22 protein-coding genes are annotated in these 19,250 nt (G+C 56.5%); 16 read left to right on the plus strand and 6 right to left on the minus strand.

What is annotated here, in order from left to right; all coding sequences use genetic code 11:
* Positions 1–63: 63 nt before the first annotated feature.
* From ABWV33_RS05260 to ABWV33_RS05285, 6 genes are all read left to right on the plus strand, one after another.
* Positions 64–594, plus strand: a complete 531-nt coding sequence (locus ABWV33_RS05260) for an invasion associated locus B family protein (RefSeq protein WP_113822427.1) — start codon at positions 64–66, stop codon at positions 592–594.
* Positions 595–799: 205 nt separating this feature from the next.
* A complete protein-coding gene (locus tag ABWV33_RS05265; protein ID WP_215402093.1) occupies positions 800–1,366 on the plus strand; it encodes a carboxymuconolactone decarboxylase family protein in 567 nt (188 codons plus the stop codon).
* A 121-nt stretch (positions 1,367–1,487) separates the two neighbouring features.
* The gene (locus ABWV33_RS05270) at positions 1,488–2,000 is read left to right on the plus strand and encodes a DUF805 domain-containing protein (RefSeq protein WP_164621049.1); all 513 of its coding nucleotides are present in this window, start codon (positions 1,488–1,490) and stop codon (positions 1,998–2,000) included.
* Positions 2,000–2,383 carry a lysozyme inhibitor LprI family protein gene (locus tag ABWV33_RS05275; RefSeq protein WP_353329371.1) on the plus strand — a complete coding sequence of 128 codons (384 nt, stop codon included), beginning with the start codon at positions 2,000–2,002 and terminating at the stop codon, positions 2,381–2,383. Before ABWV33_RS05270 ends, ABWV33_RS05275 begins: the two co-directional genes overlap by 1 nt.
* 89 nt (positions 2,384–2,472) lie before the next feature.
* Positions 2,473–3,657 carry a dual-specificity RNA methyltransferase RlmN gene (gene rlmN / locus ABWV33_RS05280; RefSeq protein WP_353329372.1) on the plus strand — a complete coding sequence of 395 codons (1,185 nt, stop codon included), beginning with the start codon at positions 2,473–2,475 and terminating at the stop codon, positions 3,655–3,657.
* A gap of 78 nt (positions 3,658–3,735) precedes the next feature.
* A complete protein-coding gene (locus ABWV33_RS05285) occupies positions 3,736–4,122 on the plus strand; it encodes a phage holin family protein (protein WP_113822433.1) in 387 nt (128 codons plus the stop codon).
* 63 nt (positions 4,123–4,185) lie between these two features.
* Here the strand turns inward: ABWV33_RS05285 and ABWV33_RS05290 are convergent, their stop codons facing one another.
* Entirely contained in the window at positions 4,186–5,301 is a 1,116-nt protein-coding gene (locus ABWV33_RS05290; RefSeq protein ID WP_353329373.1) for a cystathionine gamma-lyase, read from the minus strand.
* A 156-nt stretch (positions 5,302–5,457) separates the two neighbouring features.
* Between ABWV33_RS05290 and ABWV33_RS05295 the strand changes: the two genes are divergently transcribed.
* The gene (locus ABWV33_RS05295; protein ID WP_113822435.1) at positions 5,458–5,667 is read left to right on the plus strand and encodes a hypothetical protein; all 210 of its coding nucleotides are present in this window, start codon (positions 5,458–5,460) and stop codon (positions 5,665–5,667) included.
* 91 nt (positions 5,668–5,758) lie between these two features.
* Here ABWV33_RS05295 and ABWV33_RS05300 read toward each other — a convergent pair whose 3' ends face one another.
* Positions 5,759–6,046, minus strand: a complete 288-nt coding sequence (locus tag ABWV33_RS05300) for a hypothetical protein (protein ID WP_113822436.1) — start codon at positions 6,044–6,046, stop codon at positions 5,759–5,761.
* A 63-nt stretch (positions 6,047–6,109) separates the two neighbouring features.
* On the minus strand, positions 6,110–6,952 hold the full coding sequence (locus ABWV33_RS05305) for an LOG family protein (RefSeq protein ID WP_353329374.1): 843 nt from the start codon (positions 6,950–6,952) through the stop codon (positions 6,110–6,112).
* Between the two features lie 80 nt (positions 6,953–7,032).
* On the opposite strand from ABWV33_RS05305, the gene ABWV33_RS05310 reads away from it, so the two are divergent.
* On the plus strand, positions 7,033–7,950 hold the full coding sequence (locus ABWV33_RS05310) for a threonine/serine dehydratase (RefSeq protein ID WP_353329375.1): 918 nt from the start codon (positions 7,033–7,035) through the stop codon (positions 7,948–7,950).
* A 99-nt stretch (positions 7,951–8,049) separates the two neighbouring features.
* Complete coding sequence (gene dapD, locus ABWV33_RS05315; RefSeq protein WP_353329376.1) at positions 8,050–8,877, plus strand: 2,3,4,5-tetrahydropyridine-2,6-dicarboxylate N-succinyltransferase; 828 nt, start codon at positions 8,050–8,052, stop codon at positions 8,875–8,877.
* A 156-nt stretch (positions 8,878–9,033) separates the two neighbouring features.
* Here dapD and ABWV33_RS05320 read toward each other — a convergent pair whose 3' ends face one another.
* Positions 9,034–9,600, minus strand: a complete 567-nt coding sequence (locus ABWV33_RS05320; RefSeq protein ID WP_215193914.1) for a helix-turn-helix domain-containing protein — start codon at positions 9,598–9,600, stop codon at positions 9,034–9,036.
* 90 nt (positions 9,601–9,690) lie between these two features.
* Between ABWV33_RS05320 and ABWV33_RS05325 the strand changes: the two genes are divergently transcribed.
* On the plus strand, positions 9,691–9,987 hold the full coding sequence (locus tag ABWV33_RS05325; protein WP_353329377.1) for a DUF6525 family protein: 297 nt from the start codon (positions 9,691–9,693) through the stop codon (positions 9,985–9,987).
* 136 nt (positions 9,988–10,123) lie between these two features.
* A complete protein-coding gene (locus tag ABWV33_RS05330; protein WP_353329378.1) occupies positions 10,124–11,299 on the plus strand; it encodes an acetyl-CoA C-acyltransferase family protein in 1,176 nt (391 codons plus the stop codon).
* A gap of 72 nt (positions 11,300–11,371) precedes the next feature.
* Here ABWV33_RS05330 and ubiB read toward each other — a convergent pair whose 3' ends face one another.
* Positions 11,372–12,901 (minus strand): 2-polyprenylphenol 6-hydroxylase, encoded by a 1,530-nt coding sequence (gene ubiB, locus ABWV33_RS05335; RefSeq protein WP_353329379.1) that lies wholly within the window; start codon positions 12,899–12,901, stop codon positions 11,372–11,374.
* Positions 12,902–13,654: a bifunctional demethylmenaquinone methyltransferase/2-methoxy-6-polyprenyl-1,4-benzoquinol methylase UbiE gene (gene ubiE, locus ABWV33_RS05340; RefSeq protein ID WP_353329380.1), complete on the minus strand. Its 753-nt coding sequence runs from the start codon at positions 13,652–13,654 to the stop codon at positions 12,902–12,904.
* A gap of 85 nt (positions 13,655–13,739) precedes the next feature.
* Between ubiE and mutM the strand changes: the two genes are divergently transcribed.
* The 5 genes from mutM to dnaN all read left to right on the plus strand — a co-directional run bounded on the left by mutM (position 13,740) and on the right by dnaN (position 19,237).
* Positions 13,740–14,591 (plus strand): bifunctional DNA-formamidopyrimidine glycosylase/DNA-(apurinic or apyrimidinic site) lyase, encoded by an 852-nt coding sequence (gene mutM / locus ABWV33_RS05345; protein ID WP_353329381.1) that lies wholly within the window; start codon positions 13,740–13,742, stop codon positions 14,589–14,591.
* A 64-nt stretch (positions 14,592–14,655) separates the two neighbouring features.
* Positions 14,656–15,432 (plus strand): acryloyl-CoA hydratase, encoded by a 777-nt coding sequence (gene acuK, locus ABWV33_RS05350; RefSeq protein ID WP_113822446.1) that lies wholly within the window; start codon positions 14,656–14,658, stop codon positions 15,430–15,432.
* 230 nt (positions 15,433–15,662) lie between these two features.
* Complete coding sequence (gene rpsT / locus ABWV33_RS05355; RefSeq protein ID WP_113822447.1) at positions 15,663–15,926, plus strand: 30S ribosomal protein S20; 264 nt, start codon at positions 15,663–15,665, stop codon at positions 15,924–15,926.
* A gap of 559 nt (positions 15,927–16,485) precedes the next feature.
* Entirely contained in the window at positions 16,486–17,883 is a 1,398-nt protein-coding gene (gene dnaA, locus ABWV33_RS05360; RefSeq protein ID WP_164621025.1) for a chromosomal replication initiator protein DnaA, read from the plus strand.
* 235 nt (positions 17,884–18,118) lie between these two features.
* The gene (gene dnaN, locus ABWV33_RS05365; protein WP_113822448.1) at positions 18,119–19,237 is read left to right on the plus strand and encodes a DNA polymerase III subunit beta; all 1,119 of its coding nucleotides are present in this window, start codon (positions 18,119–18,121) and stop codon (positions 19,235–19,237) included.
* Positions 19,238–19,250: the final 13 nt, after the last annotated feature.

The following is a 19,250-nucleotide window of genomic DNA, read 5'->3' on the forward strand; positions in this document are numbered from 1 at the left end:
GGCAAGACCCGCACGGGCGCACCTTGGGAATTGAGGTTAAGGACAGTCTAGGAGGCTGGACACATGGTATCTATACTTTTCCGCACAATCGCGGGCCTGTGCATTGCAGGAATGGCCGCAACTGCGTCCGCTCAAACACAAAGCACAAACCGGGTAGCGGCAAAGACCAATTGGAGTGTCTTTGTCGAGGACGATCCAACCGAGTGCTGGAGCGTTTCCGCCCCAAAGGAAACCGTGAACACACGCGGTGGCCGGGTTGTTGCAGCCAAACGCAGCGATATCCTGCTGTTCGTCTTTTTCCGCCCCAAGGCGGGCGTCAAAGGACAGGTGACATTCACCGGTGGATATCCCTTTGCCCCCGGCTCAACCGTTTCGCTTGATGTTGGCGGCACCCAGTTCGAACTGATTTCCGAAGGCGAATGGGCATGGCCGGCGACCGAAGCACAGGATTCTAAAATAATCAGTGCAATGAAACGCGGCGCCTCTGCGACGCTGACCGCTCGGTCCTCACGCGGAACACAAACCAAAGATACGTTCTCGCTGCTTGGCTTCACCGCCGCACTTGAGGATGCGAAAAAGCGCTGCGGCAGTTAATCTTGTCCAAATCCAATACAAAACCCCGGATCTGATCCGGGGTTTTTGCGTTTTGCACCTGCGCTTTGCCGTTTTTGTACACACCAAATCACAAGCCGGTGAAATGCTGCGCATCGCTGCACAGTAATCTCTGCCCGGATCAGCGTTTTTATCAGAACGCTCCAATCATAGCTGTCTGCCAACACACTTCTGACAGGACAGCCTCATGACTCAAACCGTCATTCACACCCTCGAAACCGCCCCAGACGCCGCAAAACCGTTGCTCGAAGGGTCGGTCAAAGCCTTTGGTTCCATTCCAAATCTGCACGGCGTCATGGCAACAAGCCCCGCCTTGCTGGAATCCTACAAAGAACTGTCGCGCCTTGCGATGACCACCGGCTTTTCCCCGGCCGAGCGCACCGTGATCTGGATGACCATCAACGTCGCCAATACCTGCCATTACTGCGTTCCCGCACACACCGGCATCGCGCTGCGTGAAAAAGTCGACAAAGACATCATCGACGCGCTGCGCGATGAAACACCGCTGAATGATGCCAAGCTCGAATCTCTGCGCACCTTTACTTTGGCCCTGCGCGACACCCATGGCCGCCCTGCGTCCGAAGATCTGGTTGCCTTCCGCGCTGCTGGCTATGACGACCGCGCGCTTCAGGATCTACTGGTGATCTTTGCCCAAAAGGTCCTGTCGAATTACACAAACGCCCTTTTTGAAACACCGGTGGATGGCATGTTCCAGCCCTTCGCCTGGGAGCCCAAGGCAATGGCTGCCGAGTAGGTCCCCCCTCTCGGTAACCGCCTCGCACAGCCGGCACTCTGAAAAGAGCGCCGGCTGTTTTTGTTTGACGGGTTAGGGTTGTAAGCTGCAGGTTATTATTATTCAGAACGCGAGGTTTAAGATGACTTTTACCACTGCCATAAAGACCTGCCTTTCCAAGTACGTCACCTTTTCTGGCCGGGCACGGCGCCCGGAATATTGGTGGTTCGTCTTGTTTGTTTTTCTCGGGGCGGTGCTCTTGTCGATCATCGATGCCATTGTGTTTGGCACAAACCCTGAGACTGGCGAACCCTCGCAATTCTTAACTCCGCTATTTCAGTTCGCGACTCTGCTCCCCATGCTGGCAGCTGGTTGGCGGCGCATGCACGATGTCGGATATCCCGGATGGTATCTGCTTTTACCCTTGGCCATTTCCTTCGCCATGATTCTGTTTCTGTTTTCAGGCGTCGCCGTTTTCTCCTTGATGGAAGGGCGAGTTGACGATCCCGAAGTGTTACGCGGCCCCGCTGCCTTTCTCGGAGTTTCAGGGCTGATCGCTGCGATGTTGCTCCAATTGGGTCTTAGCATCTTGATCCTGTGGTGGCTGACACGCCCCTCACAGCCCGAGGCAAACGAATATGGGGAGCCAGTTTAATGCGATACCTCGTCTGCGCCGCCCTGCTGCTTGCCCCAACAGCCGGAACAACCGACCCGTCACTTGAATGCAGCGCCGCCGGGTCGCAGGTCGAAATCGGCACATGTGTCGGGGCCGCCGCCGATCAGGTAGAGGCCGCGATGGCCATCGCTCTTGAAATCGCCCAAGGCTCTGCCATTGAGCTCGATGAGGTCACTGGCCGCAAAGTTGCCGGCCCTGCGTTGGACGCCGCCCAAACCGCTTGGGCTGCCTATCGCACCGCTCAATGTGATGCGGTGGGGGCATCCTTTGGGGGTGGTTCGGGCACGGGCATCGCAATTCAAAGCTGTTTCATCACTCTAGGGCGGGCCAGAATCGCCGAATTGATGGCCAGCGTCCAATAAAGTCTAATAATAAGAGCGCGCGAAATCTTTTGATCTTTGCGCGTTCTCCTATATAGAGGCGCATCCCTCAGCTTAGTGAGTCCTTTGATATGTCCGCCAACGCGCCGATCACGCAAGATGTGATGACAATTCCCCGCAAATTGCCCGAGGGGCCGACGAACATCGTCGGTATGACCCGTCCACAAATGCGCGAAGCCCTGATTGCCAGCGGTACGCCGGAAAAACAGGCCAAAATGCGCGTCGGGCAAATCTGGCAATGGATCTATCAGTGGGGCGTTCGCGACTTCGCAGAGATGACCAACCTGTCCAAAGCGTTTCGGGCCGAATTGGCCGAAAAATTTGTGATTGAAATCCCCGAAGTCGTCTCGCGTCAAGTGTCCAGCGATGGCACCCGCAAATATCTGGTGCGGATCGCGGGCGGCCACGAGGTCGAGGTCGTTTACATCCCCGAAGAAGGGCGCGGCACGCTGTGCATCTCGTCTCAGGTTGGGTGCACATTGACCTGTTCGTTCTGCCACACCGGCACTCAGAAACTGGTCCGCAACCTCACCTCGGCCGAAATCATCGGTCAGGTAATGATGGCGCGTGACGATCTGGACGAATGGCCGACCCCTGGCAAACGCGCCCCCGATGAATCCCGACTGCTCAGCAACATCGTTCTGATGGGCATGGGCGAGCCGCTCTATAATTTCGACAACGTGCGCGACGCGATGAAAATCGCCATGGACCCCGAAGGCATCCAGCTCAGCCGCCGGCGCATCACATTGTCGACCTCAGGCGTTGTGCCTGAAATCGCGCGCACCGCGGATGAAATCGGCTGCTTGCTGGCGATTTCGTTCCACGCCACCACCGATGAAACCCGTGATAAGCTGGTTCCGATCAACAAACGCTGGAACATCCGCGAACTGCTGCAAGCCCTTGCTGATTATCCACGCGTGTCCAATTCCGAACGCATCACCTTTGAATATGTGATGCTCGACGGCGTGAATGACACCAAAGCAGATGCGCACCGCCTGATCAGCTTGATCCGGGAATTTAACATTCCGGCCAAAATCAACCTGATCCCGTTCAACGAATGGCCCGGTGCCCCGTACAAGCGCAGCTCGGGCAACCGCATCCACGCTTTTGCCGATATCATTCACGAGGCAGGCTTTGCCTCGCCCATCCGCACACCGCGCGGCGAAGACATCATGGCGGCCTGTGGTCAGCTAAAATCGGCCACCGAACGCGCCCGCAAATCACGCAGGCAGATCGAAGCCGAAGCAGGTCTTTGATTTTGGATGAAATCGGCGGAAACCCAGGCTAAGGTTGCATTCAATATCTCTTAGATTTGAATGTAAGGAATTGATCCTATGTCCCGACGTGTCCTGTCGATTGTCGCGCTCTTGATCGGTAACGCGGTTGGCCTATTGCTGGCCGCGCTCTTGCTGGATGGGTTTTCGATTGCGCCCTTGTCCATGATCGTCGTGGTGGTGGTGTTCACACTGGTTCAGGTGATTGCCGAACCGCTGTTGACCAAAGTCAGCGAGAAAAACGTGCCAGCCCTTAAGGGCGGAATGGCACTGGTAGTAACCTTTGTTGGCTTGTTAATTACGGATATGATCGCCTCGGGCCTAACCGTTGGCGGCGTGTCGAACCTGCTGGCCGCGACCTTGCTGGTTTGGCTGGGTGCGCTAATCGCCTCCATCGTCATCCCGATGTTCCTGTTCAAAGAACTGCGCGAACCAAAGAAAAAGTAACTCAGAGCCTCGAGCTGAACCGCACCTAAATGCGTTGCGGTTCAGCCCACAATCAGACTGATCTCACAGCGCGTTCAGCGCTTGATCAATGGCCTGCCACAACTCCTCGACAGGTTCACACCCAACCGACAAACGTACAAAGGCTGGGTCTACGACATCCCCCCACCGTGCGCGCCGCTCGGCTGACGTATGAACACCCCCAAACGACGTGGCCGGGCGAATCAACGGGCAGGTATTGATAAACGTGTCCGCTTGCGCCTCGCTGTCCAACGTGACCGAAATCAGGAACCCAAACCGCAATGTCTGCGCCTTGGACAGGGCATGAGACGCGTCACCCGGCAAGCCGGGAAATCGAATCTGCTTGATTGCAGGGTGCGCGGCCAACCGTTCCGCGATCACCTGTGCCGAAGTGCACATCCGGTCGAACCGCACATCCAGCGTTTCCAAGCCCCGGTGCAACAACCAACTGGCGTGCGGGCCGGGGATGCTGCCTGAAATCTTGCGCCAATCCTCCACCCGCTGCAAAATCTGCGGATCACGCGTCGCGACGTGACCCATCAAAACATCCGAATGCCCGCCCATCGCCTTGGTGTCCGAAGCAACAACGATATCAACACCCATATCCAAGGGCCGCTGCCCCAACGGCGTCAGGGTGGTATTATCCACAATGCTGATGCCACCTGCCACGCGTACCGCCTCTGCGACCGCGCGCAGATCAATCACATCCAATCCGGGATTCGACGGGCTTTCTATGAACACCACATCGATTCCTTCGAACCCACCTTCTGCGAATCCCAGTGTGGGCCGTTCAATCACTTCAACACCCAACTGCGCTAGAAACTGCGCCGCCAACAATCGCGTCACATAATATCCATCTGACGGTACCAGCACCCGATGCCCCGCCTTCAACGTAGCAAACAATACTGCCGAAATCGCGCTCATACCCGAAGGAAACGCAAGACAAGGCGCGCCTTCCAGATGCGCCAGGACATGTTCCAAATGCGCCCATGTCGGATTGTGAACACGCCCGTAATTGGAAAAATCCTCTGGCATTCCAGGGAGATGGAACATGCTACTCTGCACCAAAGGCAGGGCAATCGGTTCGCCCTTTGACAACGCATTGCCGCGTAGGTGTAGCATCTCGCCCAGATTTGGCTGCGTTTGTTTAGGCGTATCCATTTGACCCTCTCGATGTGTGTTGCGCAGACCCATATCAGCCCAAGCGGCGCAGGCATAGCATCCCGCTTGCCTCAAATTTTCCACAATTCCGGTAAAGTTCGGCCTTTATCAACAGTCAGTTTCCAAATGAGAAACAAACATTGAGAGGAAAACAAAATGGCACATGCAGATATCGGTGGAACAATGATCGAAGGCGGACTGTTGGACTTGCTTCAGGCAGAACGCTCAAAAGCCCTCAGCGCACGCGAATGGAAATTCCGTCTGGCTGGATTCGGCTATGGCATCAAAGACGTGCAAGGCGCGCAGGTCGTGACCAAATTGCCCCAAGGCACCGAACTGGGTGTTCTGCCTGCAACACTGAACTGATCTCTTTTTCCTCTCAGAGATCCTCCAACAGGCGTGCAGTTTACACGCCTTTGGATCCCCGAGAGCCAATAGAATTCAGCGAATTTCAGCGTCAGACAGACACAACAGCCGGACCGTTCATGGCACCCGTTGGGGTGCCACCAACCTCAGGTCGGGTTTCGGCGCGCATGTGCAATACCGTATCGCGCACCCGATTCCAGATACCTTCGTCCGGATAAATCATCACGATCATGCCCTCGTTCGGGCTGACCCGGACCAGATACCCGCCACTGGCCCCCATCGCCTTGATCTGGCTGATCTTTTCCTGAGCGCTTTCGACCAGTGCGGCCTCATCCAGCGTTTCATCATAGGCCCAAGTGGACACAGTAACATAAGACATCGACCCCTCCCTTGATTAGCTATGGTGGGGCCGAGTGTAGCACATTTTCCCTATTTCAGCGCGTCAGCGCCCCGGAATATCCTCGCGCGCCGGCGCCGGGCCCCAGTTTTCGATCAGATCGACCGCCTCTTGCGCGGTATCCACAAACCGGAACAGATCCAAATCCTGCTCGGAAATCGTACCTGCGTCAGCCAAAGCCTCCCAGTTGACAACTTTTTCCCAGAACGCACGCCCAAACAGCAGAAACGGCACCCGATCCATGCGGCCGGTCTGTATCAGCGTCAGCGCCTCGAACATTTCATCTAATGTGCCAAAGCCACCCGGAAAGACCGTGATCGCCCGTGCACGCATCAAGAAGTGCATCTTGCGAATCGCGAAATAGTGAAAGTTAAAGCTGAGCTCGGGCGAAACATACAAATTCGGTGCCTGCTCATGCGGCAGCACGATGTTCAAGCCAATTGAACACCCGCCAGCATCCATCGCCCCACGGTTGCCCGCCTCCATCACACCGGGTCCCCCCCCGGTTACAATGACGTTGTCCCGGCATCCGGTCTCTTTGGACTTTTCAGTCATCAGCCGCGCAAATTCGCGGGCTTCATCGTAATACTGCGACAGATTCGCAAGCGTCTGTGTCCGCGCGGTATGCTTTTGCGACGGCTCTGGAATACGCGCGCCGCCAAACATCACGATTGTTGACGCGATTCCCTGCTCTGCCATCATCAGCTCGGGCTTCAACAGCTCCAACTGCAGGCGCACCGGGCGCAACTCATCCCGGCACAGAAAATCCTCGTCCGCAAAGGCCAGCTTGTAAGCCGGTGAACGGGTTTGCGGCGTATCTGGAACGTCGCGGGCTGTTGAACGGTCAGTGCCCGCATCGCGGAAAGGGCTCAGGCGGTCTTCTTTCATTGCTCGGGGGTTCCCTGCTTGCGTGTTTTTCAAACAGCTATAGGGTTCGCCGTTGCAACACCAGTGACAGGAACGCGACGATGCAGTGGAAGGCAGAAATAGAGGCAGCGGCACAGCGAATCGCAGGCCATGCGCACCAAACCCCAACCCTGACAACAGATGGGTATGGTCTGGGCTACCCGATCGAGCTGAAATTGGAGCACATGCAGCACACCGGCAGCTTCAAAGCCCGCGGTGCGTTCAATACCCTGCTTAGCTGTGACGTCCCTCCTGCCGGGCTGGTTGCCGCCTCGGGTGGGAACCACGGCGCTGCTGTGGCCTTTGCCGCCAAGGCGCTCGGCCACACGGCGGCGATCTTTGTTCCCGAAATGGCAGGCCCATCCAAAATCGCTTTGATCCAAGGAATCGGCGCAGACTTGACTGTTGTGCCCGGCGAATACGCCAATGCGCTCACGCTGGCCAAAACCTATGAAACCGAAACTGGCGCGATGCAAATCCACGCCTACGACGCCCCCGCCACCGTCGCGGGCCAAGGCACTTGCTTTGCCGAGTGGGAGGCCCAGGGCCTGCAAGCCGATACTGTTCTGGTCGCGGTGGGCGGCGGCGGCCTGATCGCGGGGGCGCTGGCGTGGTTCCAAGGCGCACGCAAAGTGGTCGCAGTTGAACCCGAAACCTCCTGTGCTTTGAATGCCGCCCTCGCGTCCGGGCAGCCGGTTGATGTGAATGTCTCAGGCGTGGCAGCCAATGCGCTGGGTGCGCGTCGGATCGGGGACATCTGTTTTGAATTGGCTCAGGGGATGGAATCGGTGCTGGTCAGCGATACTGCCATCACCGCCGCCCAACACGCCCTGTGGCAGGAACGGCGGCAACTGGTGGAACCCGCTGGGGCCACAGCATTGGCCGCGTTGATGTCCGGAGCCTATGTACCAGCCCCCGGTGAGCGGGTCGCTGTACTGGTCTGTGGTGGCAATATCGCCCCTGATCCCTTTGCAGGCTAAGGAAACGACGCAAATCGCGGGTCGTGCGTCGGATTGCGCATTGGCCCCGCGCGCCTTATAGGCCATTCCAACACGACCAGAGTTTTAGGGAGCCGATCCATGTCGAATGCACAACTCGAAGCCGCCATTGAAGCCGCCTGGGAGGCGCGCGACACCATCACCCCCACAACCACGGGTGAACAACGCGATGCCATCGAATCCACTTTGGCGGCGCTGGACGGCGGCAGCCTGCGCGTTGCTGAAAAGCAGGACGACGGCAGCTGGCACGTAAACCAGTGGGCCAAAAAAGCGGTTCTGCTCGGCTTCCGCATCAAAGACATGGAACAGCAATCCGGCGGCCCACAGGGCGGTGGCTGGTGGGACAAAGTTGATTCCAAATTCCTCGGCTGGGGCGAAGAGCAGTGGAAAGAGGCCGGTTTCCGCGCCGTTCCAAACTGTGTTGTCCGCAAATCTGCCTATATCGCTCCCGGCGTGGTTCTGATGCCCTCTTTTGTGAACCTTGGCGCCTATGTCGACACAGGCACCATGGTTGACACATGGGCGACCGTTGGCTCCTGCGCGCAGATCGGTAAAAACGTGCACCTATCGGGTGGCGTTGGCATCGGTGGCGTTCTTGAGCCCATGCAGGCTGGCCCAACCATCATCGAAGACAACTGTTTCATCGGCGCCCGGTCCGAAGTCGTCGAAGGCTGTATCGTGCGCGAAGGCTCTGTTTTGGGCATGGGCGTATTTATCGGCCAGTCGACCAAGATCGTAGATCGCGAAACCGGCGAAGTCATGTACGGCGAAGTGCCCCCCTATTCGGTGGTTGTTGCCGGTTCCATGCCCTCCAAAAACAACGTGAACCTGTACTGTGCCGTCATCGTGAAACGCGTTGATGCAAAAACCCGCTCCAAAACCGGTATCAACGAACTGCTGCGCGATTAATCCGCGTTACAGTCGAAGCAATTTCAGGGGCTGCATTTCGCGGCCCCTTTTTTGTTGTGCCGAAGAAAAGGCAAGGAATCGCCCGGTAAAAACCGGGCCGCGCCCGACCTCCCCCCGGAGGGCGCAACCCTCAGTTAGTTATCTCAGCCCAATCCATCAAACAGTCTTAACAATTAGAAACACCCGCGTCGGGTCATCTCCGGCAACGATAGAATGCGCTACGTCTGACGCATATCGTGCGGTATCACCTACGCTCAACGCATTCACCGCGCTGCCGGATGTGACCCGCACCGATCCCTCTAAAACCGTCAACTGTTCACGGGTGCCACGGGCGTGGGGCTGACTGTTCAGCGCGCCGTTCGCTTCGAACCGGATGTCGTAAACCTCGTGACCACCCGCATCTTCGGGGGGCGACAGGATACAAATGCGGCACCCCTGCCCCATGTTGTCAATGCTGGGCACATCCGAGGCACGCAAAACCTCAATGCGGTCGGCTGCTTCTCCATCCTCGAGCAACCCGGCGAAATCGACTTGCAAGGCGCGGGTCAGGTTCCACAACGTTGCGATGGTCGGACTGCTCTCGCCCCGCTCGATCTGGCTGACCATCGACCGGGACACGCCCGACAGATTCGCAACCGCCTCTAGTGATAACCCCTGCGCCCGGCGCGCCTCTTTCAGGCGGGCAGGCAAGCGTGTCAAAATATCGTCTGAATTTTCCGTCATGACGGATTCTCTGCGACCTTTGCCCTGCCTTGTCAACTCTGCGCGTGTCCGCTATAGATGTGAAATGTAATAACGTAACATGCCCATCCCATGCCCAGAAATGTCCAATCCTCCCTCCGACGTCGTAGGGCCGCCCCTATGTCCCGCTTTGACAAATTACATCCAGACCTGCGCCGCTGGTTGCAGCGCGCCATGCTCAGTTGGTCGGTCAAATCAGCCGAGCGAATTTGGGCCAAGGCGCTGCGCCAGAATCATGGCAATGTACAGGCAGCCCTGAGCGAACTGGATCGTCTGGAACGCGCCCTTATGTTTCGGGACATCGAACGCATCTGGGGACCAGATCACCCCGGTCTGATTGATGGACCCGCGCGCCGAACCGCCGCATAGCAATCGTGCACCAGGGGGTGCACGGGGGGTGCACGCCCGGTGCACGCATGTCACCCCGCCTATTTTGACGGCACGTTTGGGCAGACACGCCCGTGCTGCACATGCATAATGGCGCAAATCTTGAGGAGAAACATACATGACCGACATCGTGATTCTGGACGGCGCCCGCACCGCCATTGGCACCTTTGGTGGTGCGCTTGCAGCCACGACCCCCATTGATCTGGCCACCACGGCGACCAAGGCCGCGCTGGAACGGTCCGGCGTCGAAGGCGGGCAGGTTGGGCACGTCGTATTTGGTCATGTCATCAACACGGAACCCCGCGATATGTACCTCTCGCGCGTTGCCGCAATGCAGGCGGGCATCCCCGATATAACCCCTGCGATGAACGTCAACCGCCTCTGCGGTTCTGGCGCGCAAGCCATTGTTTCTGCTGTTCAATCACTGATGCTGGGAGATGCTGAATTTGCCGTCGCCGGTGGTGCGGAAAACATGTCCCGCAGCCCCTTCATCATCCCGCAGCAACGCTGGGGGGCCAAGATGGGCGACGTCAAAACCCTCGACATGATGCTCGGCGCGCTGAACTGCCCGTTTGGCACCGGCCACATGGGTGTGACAGCCGAAAACGTCGCGGACGAACACGATGTCACCCGTGAACAGATGGACGAGTTTGCCCTCACCAGTCAAACCCGCGCCGCTGCCGCGATTGAAGCCGGTCATTTCACCAGCCAAATCACCCCGGTTCAGGTCAAGGTCAAGCGCGACATGGTCGACTTTGTCACCGACGAACACCCCAAGGCCACCACCCCAGAAGCGCTTGCGGGTCTACGCGCCGTGTTCAAAAAGGACGGCCGCGTAACTGCCGGTAATGCAAGCGGAATTAACGATGGTGCCGCCGCAATGGTGTTCGCAACAGCCACCGCTGCCGAGGCCGCTGGCCTGAAACCCAAGGCCCGTGTTCTGGGATATGCCCACGCCGGTGTCCGCCCCGAAGTCATGGGTATCGGCCCTGTTCCTGCCGTTCAAAACCTGCTTGCGAAAACTGGTCTGTCCATCAACGATTTTGACGTGATCGAAAGCAACGAAGCCTTTGCTTCGCAGGCATTGGCCGTGAACAAAGAACTGGGTCTGGACCCGGCCAAAGTAAACCCTAACGGTGGTGCCATTGCTCTGGGTCACCCAGTTGGCGCAACGGGTGCGATCATCACCTTGAAAACACTGTATGAATTGGAGCGCACCGGCGGGTCCAAAGGGCTGATCACCATGTGCATCGGCGGCGGTCAAGGCATCGCACTGGCCATCGAGCTGCTATAATCAACAGCTCTCGGGTCCTTGACCCGAGTAAGCATCTGACAAAAAGGCGCGATTTATTCGCGCCTTTTTCTTTTAGAACAACGAAATAGCCGCCAAGACGGCACACCCGCCAATAACCGCCCCGAGCACGGCCGGACCAATCGCAGTTCGCCAGGCTGACGGCTGCTGATCCGTGACATGTGTTTGCGCGATCAAGGCCTGCTCAACCAACCCCGGCAACCGCGGGCCAAAGCGCGCCAAGACCTTGGCGGTCTTAGCCAAATCCGAAACGATCGCACGCGGGCCAATGGATTTCTTGATGTAATCCTCGACCACGGGATGGGCGACTTCCCAGATATTGATATGGGGGTTCAAAGACCGCGCCACCCCTTCGACCACGACCATTGTGCGCTGCAACAAGATCAGCTCGGTACGCGTTTCCATGCCAAAACGTTCTGTGACTTCAAACAGATAACTCAACAACCGACCCATCGAGATATGCGTCGCATCCATCCCGAAAATCGGTTCCCCCACTGCGCGCAAGGCACGGGCGAATTCATCCACATCCTGATTGGCAGGCACATACCCGGCCTCAAAATGCACTTCGGCCACCCGCTTGTAGTCACGGCGGATAAAACCAAACAGGATCTCGGCATAAACCCGTCGAGTGTATTCATCGATGTGCCCCATGATGCCGAAATCATAGGCAATAATATCGCCATTTGCGGCCACCTTCAGGTTTCCCTGATGCATATCCGCATGGAAAAATCCGTCGCGCAGCGCGTGCATCAGGAACAGACGCAATACACGTTCGCCCAGATCGACCCGGTTATGCCCTGCCCCGTCAATCGCATCGTTATCCCCAAGCGGGACACCATCCGCCCAACCCAGCGTCATCACCCGGCGGGCCGAATAATTCCACACGATCTGAGGCAGCTGGAACCCTTCGTCGTCTGTAGTGTTGGCCGCAAACTCTGACGCCGCAGCACTTTCCAACCGCAGGTCCAACTCGCCCTGTACCACACCATCAAAGTGTTCGATCACCTCCATCGGACGCAGGCGACGTGCTCCGGGGGCGAACAGATCAACAATCCGCGCCGCGAAATAGAACGCATCCACGTCTTTGCGAAACGCACGCTCGATCCCTGGACGCAAAACTTTGACCGCCACATCCTGATCGGAATCGGCCAGACGCGCGCGGTGAACCTGAGCAATAGAAGCCGCCGCAATGGGTTCGCTGAATTCGGAAAAAACCTCGGCCACAGAACGCCCCAATTCCTTTTCCACTTCGGCCATTGCTTCGGCTTTGGAAAACGGAGGGAGCTTGTCTTGAAGGACACGCAGCTGTTCTGCCAGGTCATCCCCAACAACATCAGGGCGTGTTGATAGAACTTGCCCAAATTTGATATACGCAGGTCCCAACGCCGTCAGCGCACGGGTCGCCGGAGGCATGTCAGGATCACCTTTGTACCCAAGCCATTGAAAAGGTTTACCCAAAACATGTGCAACAAAGCGCAACAATGGTGGGGCCTCAAACGCATCCAACACCACATTCATGGCGCCGGTGCGCTCTAATGTGGCGCCTGTTCGGATCAGGCGAATAATATTGTGGGGTCCGCGCATTTAGACCTTCCAACCTGAATGCAGGGCCGCAATGCCAAGGCTCAGATTGCGGTATTTCGCGTTCGCGAACCCGGCTGTTTTCACCATATCCAAAAAGGTGTCCTGATCTGGGAAATTACGGATCGATTCGACCAGATATTGGTAGCTGTCATAATCCCCCGCGATCGCCTTACCCATGCGCGGAATCACGTTGAATGAATAGAGGTCATAGGCTTTTTGCATCGCCGGATTAGGCAGCTGGCTAAATTCAAGCACCATCAAACGACCACCGGGACGCAAGACACGATAGGCTTCGTTCAACGCCTCTTGCGGGCGGGTCACGTTCCGGATGCCAAAGGAAATCGTATAGACATCAAAGGTGTTATCCTCGAATGGCAGCGCCATGGCATCACCAACCACCCAATCCAAGCTGTCTGCCCGCTGTTCTGCCTCGGCGCGTTTCCGTCCTTCGATCAGCATAGGCTCGGTCAAATCCAGAACGGTTGAATGCCCTTCTCCGGCACGTTTCAGGAACCGGAACGAAATATCACCTGTCCCACCGGCCACATCCAGCAACCGTTGTCCAGGGCGTGGAGCAAGCCAATCCATCATCGCGTCTTTCCAGACCCTGTGAATGCCCATGCTCATCACGTCGTTCATGATGTCATATTTACTGGCGACCGAGTTGAACACGCCCTGTACGCGCCCGGCCTTTTCGCCTTCGGGGACGGTTTCAAACCCAAAATGGGTGGTTTTATCAGAGCTGTCAGACATGTCGCTTGCCGTTCGTTGAATTCGCCTCTGTTATAGGGCGCTGGAAGATGGGCACAATGCGGCCCAATGGAATAGGAGCGCCTAAATGCCGGAATTGCCCGAAGTCGAGACGGTGAAACGTGGATTAACCCCCGCGATGGAGGGAATTGTGATCGAAAAAGCGGATGTGAATCGCCCTGATTTGCGCTGGCCATTCCCAGACCGCATGGCGGAACGGCTGTCAGGGCAACGCGTGGACCGGCTAAGGCGACGATCGAAGTACATTCTAGCAGACCTCAGCAGTGGCGAAACGCTGTTGGTTCATCTGGGGATGTCGGGACGCATGACCGTGTCAGGCGATCCATTGGGGCAATTCGTCCACGATCATCCCCCAGCGCAGAAACACGACCACGTCGTGTTTCATATGGCAAACGGCGCTCGCGTGACGTTCAACGACCCGCGCCGGTTTGGCGCCATGGATCTTTTGCCCACCGCAACGGCCGAAAATCACAAGCTGTTGGCAGTGCTTGGCCCTGAACCTTTGAGCAATGATTTTCACGACCAGCATTTGATCGATGCCTTTACCAACAAGAACAGTCCTGTGAAATCTGCCCTATTGGATCAGGGAATCGTCGCCGGTTTGGGAAATATTTACGTTTGCGAAGCATTGTTTCGCGCGGGAATTTCGCCACGTCGCAAAGCCGGACAGATCGCCGCAAAACGAGTCGCATCGCTGGTTCCGATCATCCGTCAGGTGCTGTCAGACGCCATCGACGCGGGGGGATCATCGCTCAAGGATTTCCGCCAAGCCGATGGAGAACTTGGATATTTTCAGCATTCCTTTGATGTTTATGGACGCGAAGGGGAACACTGCCGCACCGAAGGGTGTGACAGTGAAATTGCGAGAATCACCCAATCGGGACGCTCATCCTTCTACTGTCCGCAATGCCAAAGATAACTTGAACCAATTCCCCCGCGTGGTAAGGAATCGGTCCAGAACGGAACAACCGAAAGCATTTTCCATGGCCTTTGAGACGATCATCGTCGACGTTGAAGACCACGTAGCTCTTATCAAACTGAATCGCCCCGACGCCTTGAATGCATTGAACGCCCAACTCGTGGGTGAATTGTGCACGGCGCTGGAAGAGGCCGATGCAAACGATAAGGTGCGCTGCATTATCCTAACCGGATCAGACAAAGCCTTCGCCGCGGGTGCCGACATCAAAGAGATGTCCACTAAGAGCTTTGTAGAAGTCTATGGCGAAAACCTGTTCGCGATGGTCAACGACCGGATCATCGCAATCCGCAAACCCATCATCGCCGCCGTCAGTGGCTATGCGTTGGGCGGTGGCTGCGAATTGGCGATGCTCTGCGATTTCATAATTGCATCTGACACCGCCAAATTTGGCCAGCCCGAAATCAATCTTGGTGTGATTGCCGGGATTGGTGGCACGCAGCGCCTGACCCGATTCGTTGGAAAATCCAAATCCATGGATATGAACCTGACGGGCCGCTTCATGAACGCAGAAGAAGCCGAACGAGCCGGATTGGTGAGCCGTGTGGTTCCTGCGAAAAAGTTGCTCGAAGAAGCCACGAGCGCAGCGCAGAAAATCGCAGAAAAGTCGTCTCTGACAACCGCTGCTGCAAAAGAAGCCGTGAACCGCAGCTATGAGCTGACCCTGAACGAAGGCATTCTGTTTGAACGCCGCGTGTTCCATTCCATGTTTGCGACCGAAGACCAAAAAGAAGGCATGGCCGCGTTCCTCGAAAAACGTCAGGCACAGTTCCGGGACAAGTAACCCAGACCTCAAATTGACTAAAAAGGCAGGCCAAAACACCTGCCTTTTTGCATTTGCGGCCTTCCTGAACCGAATCCGGTTGGCAACACCCGAAAGTTCGAGTAAAGACCGCCGTCATACATGCGCGTGCAGCCCGCTCTGGCTAGAATCACACCGGTGGATCTGATCCGGGTCAGGCTTGGCATCGCGCTATCGAAACAAACTGAACCCGAAGACAAAGGTCCAATATCATGGCAAATTCGCCTCAGGCAAAAAAACGCGCCCGTCAGAACGAAGCCCGTTTCGCTGTAAACAAAGCCCGTCGTTCGCGCATCCGCACCTTCCTGCGTAAAGTAGAAGAAGCCATCGAATCTGGCGACAAAGAAGCAGCAACCGCAGCTCTGCGTGCCGCTCAGCCCGAATTGATGCGCGGCGTCACCAAAGGCGTTTACCACAAAAACACCGCGTCACGGAAAGTGTCGCGTTTGTCCGCACGGGTCAAATCCCTGGGCTAAAACGACTCACCTGAGTCGGTTTCGATTTAGCTGATTTCAAGGCGCTGCGTCATGCAGCGCCTTTTTTTGTCTCTGTTGCACGGAATCCGCGCTGCCTGCGGGGCAAGAGATTCTTTCTCGTCAAACTCTGAGTCAACCGCAGAGTTTGATTGCCGGTTCGCCCACAGACTTGCTACCACTGTTCCAGCGATTCACTCGCTTGGGGGGACGGGCTGCTTTCGAGGTCACTCTGATGGGCATCAGATAGACTGAAAGCGAATGTCGATAGATCGGGGCTGCCCCGGTTTGGTCGACCTGCTGTAAGGTTAGGGAAACCTAATCCATGGCCCTGTCGGAAAATGAGTGTGTAATAGGTACGATGTTTGTGTTGGCTGTCGAAGAAGAGAGCCCAGCACATCGCGTTTGACCTATTTTGATGTCTTTTGGGACATCAGGCGACGACTTTGACGGTCGGCGAACACTCTCTCTGTGCGCGTGAATCCTGCTGGTGATGGGCCGGCAAACTGGATGGGTAATAAGGCCAAAATGGCCAAGAGAAGATGGGATGCGTGAGGCACCGATGACACAAGAAAAATGGGGACAGCTCAGAGAGCGGCTGCTAAAAACCGTCGGCCAAAACAACTACACAACGTGGATTGAGCCGCTGGAATTTGAAGAACTGCAAGATGGGGTTGCAGTGTTCACAGTTCCGACAAACTTTATGGGAAACTATGTCAGCCAGAACTTTGCTGATTTGATCTTGTACGAATTGAATACTTCGGGAGAGACGGTTCAGCGACTGGCTTTCCGGGTCGCCGCCAATTCTACTGCCCGCCCCGCTGCGGCCAACACCGCAACACACCCCGTGACCGCACCAGCGGCGCCCAGCCTGAGCAGTAAGGCCGCCGTATCCGCGTCACAGGGCCAGATGGAATCACTCCAAGCCGCCCCGCTGGATGCGCGTTTCACGTTTGACCGCTTTGTTGTCGGCAAACCAAACGAGTTGGCTCATGCAGCCGCGCGTCGCGTTGCCGAAGGGGGTCCCGTCACCTTCAATCCGCTGGTTTTGTATGGTGGTGTTGGATTGGGTAAAACGCACCTGATGCATGCCATCGCGTGGGAACTAAAAACGCAAAAGCCTGAGCTGAACGTGCTCTATCTGTCAGCTGAACAATTCATGTATCGCTTCGTTCAAGCCCTACGTGAGCGTCGGATGATGGATTTCAAACACCTGTTCCGGTCGGTCGATGTCCTGATGGTTGATGACGTGCAGTTCATCGCAGGCAAAGACTCAACACAAGAAGAGTTTTTCCACACATTCAATGCCTTGGTTGATCAGAACAAACAGATCATCATTTCGGCTGACCGCGCCCCCGGCGAGATCAAGGATCTGGAAGATCGCGTAAAGTCCCGCCTTCAGTGTGGCCTGGTCGTCGATCTGCATCCGACCGATTATGAATTGCGCCTTGGCATCCTACAAAACAAAGTTCAGCAGCACAGCGCGACCTATCCCGGTTTGGAAATTGCCGACGGCGTTTTAGAGTTTCTGGCCCACCGCATCTCGACCAACGTGCGCGTTCTAGAAGGGGCATTGACTCGATTGTTCGCCTTTGCGTCCCTGGTTGGTCGCGAAATCGACATGGACCTGACCCAAGATTGTCTGGCCGATGTTCTTCGCGCCTCTGAACGCAAGATCACGGTGGAAGAGATCCAGCGCAAAGTATCGGATTATTACAACATCCGCCTCAGCGACATCATCGGACCAAAGCGATTGCGCTCTTACGCGCGTCCCCGGCAAGTAGCGATGTATCTGTGCAAACAATTGACCAGCCGCTCGCTGCCTGAGATCGGACGCCGCTTTGGTGGACGCGACCACACCACCATCATGCATGGTGTACGCCGGATCGAAGAGCTGAAATCGACCGACGGACAAATTGCCGAAGACGTCGAAATGCTGCGCCGCGCGCTCGAAGCCTAAGACTCTTACCCGTTTTCTAAAAGGCCCTGAACCTCGGTTCGGGGCCTTTTATTGTTCGCAACATGTGTGCACATTTCCACGATTTACCGTCAACTGTGCCATTCACGTCACGCCCCCCTTGACGCCCTTGATTTTCCAACCGACAAATCCATGAAAAACCTTGTGTTGCAGGGGCAAACCGTTAGGTTGCCTGTCCCGGCTCCCAGTAATGGTCCAAGTCAAAGGATAGTAGGGTATGAAAATCAGCATCGAACGCGGCACGCTTCTCAAAGCCGTGTCTCAGGCTCAGTCGGTTGTCGAACGTCGCAACACAATCCCGATCCTGGCAAACGTGCTGATCGAGGCCGAAGGCGAGAGCGTTCAGTTCCGCGCCACCGATCTGGACATCGAAGTCGTCGACAAAGCCTTGGCTCAGGTCGAGCGCGCCGGCGCAACCACCGTCGCGGCCACAACCTTGCATGAAATCGTGCGCAAGCTGCCTGATGGGGCCTTGGTCACACTCACAGCGGATGCCGCAGCCGGTCGTCTGACCGTAGAAGCGGGCCGGTCGAATTTCTCCCTTGCGACCCTGCCCCGCGAAGATTTCCCGGTGATGGCGTCGTCGGAATATCAATCGAACTTCTCGGCCCCCGCCGCCGTTTTACGTCGCCTGTTCGACAAATCAAAATTTGCCATCTCGACAGAAGAGACGCGGTATTATTTGAACGGCGTTTATATGCACATTGCCGATGCCGAAGGCGGCAAGGTTTTGCGCTGCGTTGCAACGGACGGCCATCGCCTTGCACGGATTGACGCGGATCTGCCAGCCGGCGCGAGTGATATGGCTGGTGTCATCGTCCCCCGTAAAACCGTGGGCGAAATGCGCAAGTTGCTAGACGACGATGAGATGGATATCGCTGTTTCGGTGAGCGAAACGAAAATTCGGTTTGCGACGCCTGACATCACCCTGACCTCTAAAGTCATCGATGGCACATTCCCTGATTACACCCGCGTGATTCCGCAGGGCAACACACGCCGGTTGGAAGTTGACGCAAGCGAATTTGCCCAAGCGGTAGATCGTGTTGCAACCGTATCTTCGGAACGGTCACGCGCCGTCAAGCTGCAGTTGGAAGAGGATCGTTTGATCCTGTCAGTCAACGCACCAGACAGCGGCGCCGCCGAAGAGGAGCTCGCGGTGGCCTATGGCGATGAATCGCTTGAGATCGGATTTAACGCGAAATACCTGTTGGAAATAGCCAGCCAGGTAGATCGCGAAAATGCTGTGTTCATGTTCAACTCTTCCGGTGATCCGACCCTGATGCGCGAAGGCAACGACCAAAGCGCCGTCTATGTTGTTATGCCGATGCGGGTTTAACCGCCTGAAACCG

It is taken from the genome of Phaeobacter sp. NW0010-22 (assembly GCF_040365955.1).
Classification (GTDB): domain Bacteria; phylum Pseudomonadota; class Alphaproteobacteria; order Rhodobacterales; family Rhodobacteraceae; genus OMPR01.

Bases quoted from the DNA above. Each gene is read 5' to 3' on its own strand.
- ABWV33_RS05260 (WP_113822427.1), top strand. From the start codon at position 64: ATGGTATCTATACTTTTCCGCACAATCGCGGGCCTGTGCATTGCAGGA.
- ABWV33_RS05265 (WP_215402093.1), top strand. From the start codon at position 800: ATGACTCAAACCGTCATTCACACCCTCGAAACCGCCCCAGACGCCGCA.
- ABWV33_RS05270 (WP_164621049.1), top strand. From the start codon at position 1,488: ATGACTTTTACCACTGCCATAAAGACCTGCCTTTCCAAGTACGTCACC.
- ABWV33_RS05275 (WP_353329371.1), top strand. From the start codon at position 2,000: ATGCGATACCTCGTCTGCGCCGCCCTGCTGCTTGCCCCAACAGCCGGA.
- rlmN (WP_353329372.1), top strand. From the start codon at position 2,473: ATGTCCGCCAACGCGCCGATCACGCAAGATGTGATGACAATTCCCCGC.
- ABWV33_RS05285 (WP_113822433.1), top strand. From the start codon at position 3,736: ATGTCCCGACGTGTCCTGTCGATTGTCGCGCTCTTGATCGGTAACGCG.
- ABWV33_RS05290 (WP_353329373.1), bottom strand. From the start codon at position 5,301: ATGGATACGCCTAAACAAACGCAGCCAAATCTGGGCGAGATGCTACAC.
- ABWV33_RS05295 (WP_113822435.1), top strand. From the start codon at position 5,458: ATGGCACATGCAGATATCGGTGGAACAATGATCGAAGGCGGACTGTTG.
- ABWV33_RS05300 (WP_113822436.1), bottom strand. From the start codon at position 6,046: ATGTCTTATGTTACTGTGTCCACTTGGGCCTATGATGAAACGCTGGAT.
- ABWV33_RS05305 (WP_353329374.1), bottom strand. From the start codon at position 6,952: ATGAAAGAAGACCGCCTGAGCCCTTTCCGCGATGCGGGCACTGACCGT.
- ABWV33_RS05310 (WP_353329375.1), top strand. From the start codon at position 7,033: ATGCAGTGGAAGGCAGAAATAGAGGCAGCGGCACAGCGAATCGCAGGC.
- dapD (WP_353329376.1), top strand. From the start codon at position 8,050: ATGTCGAATGCACAACTCGAAGCCGCCATTGAAGCCGCCTGGGAGGCG.
- ABWV33_RS05320 (WP_215193914.1), bottom strand. From the start codon at position 9,600: ATGACGGAAAATTCAGACGATATTTTGACACGCTTGCCTGCCCGCCTG.
- ABWV33_RS05325 (WP_353329377.1), top strand. From the start codon at position 9,691: ATGCCCAGAAATGTCCAATCCTCCCTCCGACGTCGTAGGGCCGCCCCT.
- ABWV33_RS05330 (WP_353329378.1), top strand. From the start codon at position 10,124: ATGACCGACATCGTGATTCTGGACGGCGCCCGCACCGCCATTGGCACC.
- ubiB (WP_353329379.1), bottom strand. From the start codon at position 12,901: ATGCGCGGACCCCACAATATTATTCGCCTGATCCGAACAGGCGCCACA.
- ubiE (WP_353329380.1), bottom strand. From the start codon at position 13,654: ATGTCTGACAGCTCTGATAAAACCACCCATTTTGGGTTTGAAACCGTC.
- mutM (WP_353329381.1), top strand. From the start codon at position 13,740: ATGCCGGAATTGCCCGAAGTCGAGACGGTGAAACGTGGATTAACCCCC.
- acuK (WP_113822446.1), top strand. From the start codon at position 14,656: ATGGCCTTTGAGACGATCATCGTCGACGTTGAAGACCACGTAGCTCTT.
- rpsT (WP_113822447.1), top strand. From the start codon at position 15,663: ATGGCAAATTCGCCTCAGGCAAAAAAACGCGCCCGTCAGAACGAAGCC.
- dnaA (WP_164621025.1), top strand. From the start codon at position 16,486: ATGACACAAGAAAAATGGGGACAGCTCAGAGAGCGGCTGCTAAAAACC.
- dnaN (WP_113822448.1), top strand. From the start codon at position 18,119: ATGAAAATCAGCATCGAACGCGGCACGCTTCTCAAAGCCGTGTCTCAG.